This is a genomic window from Microbacterium umsixpiens, assembly GCF_053543675.1.
In genome coordinates this window covers 1-1675 of the sequence record NZ_JBLVOH010000182.1, presented here as the reverse complement: position 1 = coordinate 1675, position 1675 = coordinate 1, and the positions used below count along the sequence as shown (strand labels likewise).

At 70.2% G+C, this 1675-nt stretch carries 2 protein-coding genes; both read right to left on the bottom strand.

The window, feature by feature from the left end; translation table 11 throughout:
* Positions 1-174 precede the first annotated feature (174 nt).
* Complete coding sequence (locus ACNPM4_RS17045) at positions 175-1011, bottom strand: serine hydrolase (protein ID WP_448986473.1); 837 nt, start codon at positions 1009-1011, stop codon at positions 175-177.
* Positions 1008-1675, bottom strand: a 668-nt coding sequence (locus ACNPM4_RS17040) for a S66 peptidase family protein (protein ID WP_448986472.1), incomplete at its 5' end; no start/stop codon positions are given. The genes ACNPM4_RS17045 and ACNPM4_RS17040, both read right to left, overlap by 4 nt.

Genomic DNA, 1675 nt, shown 5'->3' with positions numbered 1-1675 from the left:
TCCCGGCATCGACCTCGGTGAGCAGCCGATGCAGGAGGAAGATCTTGCCGACGCTCGCGGTGTCGAGCGCCGCCTCGGGCTCATGCTGCAGCAGCACCTCGCCGGTGTCGATGTCCTTCACCAGGACGGACCACACCGCGCCGTGATCCGCAGGCAGTTCCGCGCCGATGACGCTCATGCGAGCCCCGTCTCGTCACGCGCGAGCCCGGTGACATGCAGTCGGATCCGTTCTCCGATGTCTCTCATGCCGTCGATGACGGGCGCGCGCAGATCGGTCGGACTCTGCTTCCAGTTCGCGGCCACCGCGTAGGCGACGGTCGCGACGGGGCCGCGGAGCAGGCCGGTGTCGACGCGGGCGAATCCGACGCTGCCGGTCTTGTGCCGCAGGACCATGCCCTGGTACTCGGCGTCCACGTGGGCGAGCGGGTCGAGCAGGAAGGCATCGGCGGTCATGGACGTGTCGGTGTCGGCGGCCAGCCAGTCGAGCACGCGTGCGCTCACCGCGGGGGAGAAGGCCTCACCGGCACCGAGGCGGCGCATCAGGTCGGCCAGTTCCGCCGCGGTGCCGTGCGACGGTGTCCAGGGCAGGTCGGGCGTGCGCTCGTTGCGGATGTAGTCGTGCAGCGAGGTCTGCGTGTATCCGAGGGCCGGCGCGACGGCGCGCACGGACTCGAGGCCGCACAGGTGGATGAGGGCGTTCGTGGCGAGGTTGTCGCTCACCGCGCCGACGAGGAGGGCGGCGTCGTGCACGCCGATACCCTGATTGCGCATCCGGTAGAGCAGACCGGAGTCCTCCACACGGTGCCCCTCCGGGATGGCGACCGGCTGATCCGGATCGAGCGTGCCGTCTTCGAGTCGGCGCGCGACTTCGAGCAGGAGGAAGATCTTGCCGATGCTGGCGGTCTCGCACTGCACGTGTGGGTCGTGCTCGGCGAGGGTGGCGCCGCTGTCGGCGTCGATCATCCGCACCGACCAGGTGATGCGGGGATCGAGCGTCGGCACGGCGATCATCCGGGCACTCCCACCGTGAGTCGCGGCTCATCCGTCATCGCATCGAGGACGCCGTCGACGCCGAGGGGGATCGTCAGGGCGTGCGGGTCGTGTCCGAAGCCCTGCTCCCACAGCACGGGCACACCGGTGTCCTGGAACTCGTCGCGCATGAGGGCGTGCACGAGCTCGAGGTCGCCGCATTCGTGCCAGGAGCCCAGCACGATCCCGTTCGCCTGCGCGAGTCGCCCCGCCCTCCGCAGCTGCGTCACGAAGCTGTCCAGCCGGTAGGGCTCCTCGGTGATGTCCTCGAGGAAAAGGATGCCGGGAGCCGGCACGGCAGCCTCGGGGGCGCCGAGCCCGGCGGCGAGCAGGCTGAGATTGCCGCCGGTGAAACGCCCGACCGCACGCCCCGGTGTCATCACCTCGGTCTTCGGGCCGATCAGCTCGCGTCCGCGCCAGGGCTCGAACAACCACCGCTGCACGTCGGCGCGCACCTGTTCCGAGTCGCGGAAGACGTTGTTGCCCGCCATCGGGCAGAACAGCGTCGCCAGGTCCAGGTGCGCGCGCATGGTCTCGTGCAGCGCGGTGATGTCGGAGGAGCCGGTGAGGAGCTTCGGACGACCGTCGCGCCGCAGCGCTCCGCGGCGCATCTCCGCCCAGTCGATGCCGTCGAGCAGTCGCAGTG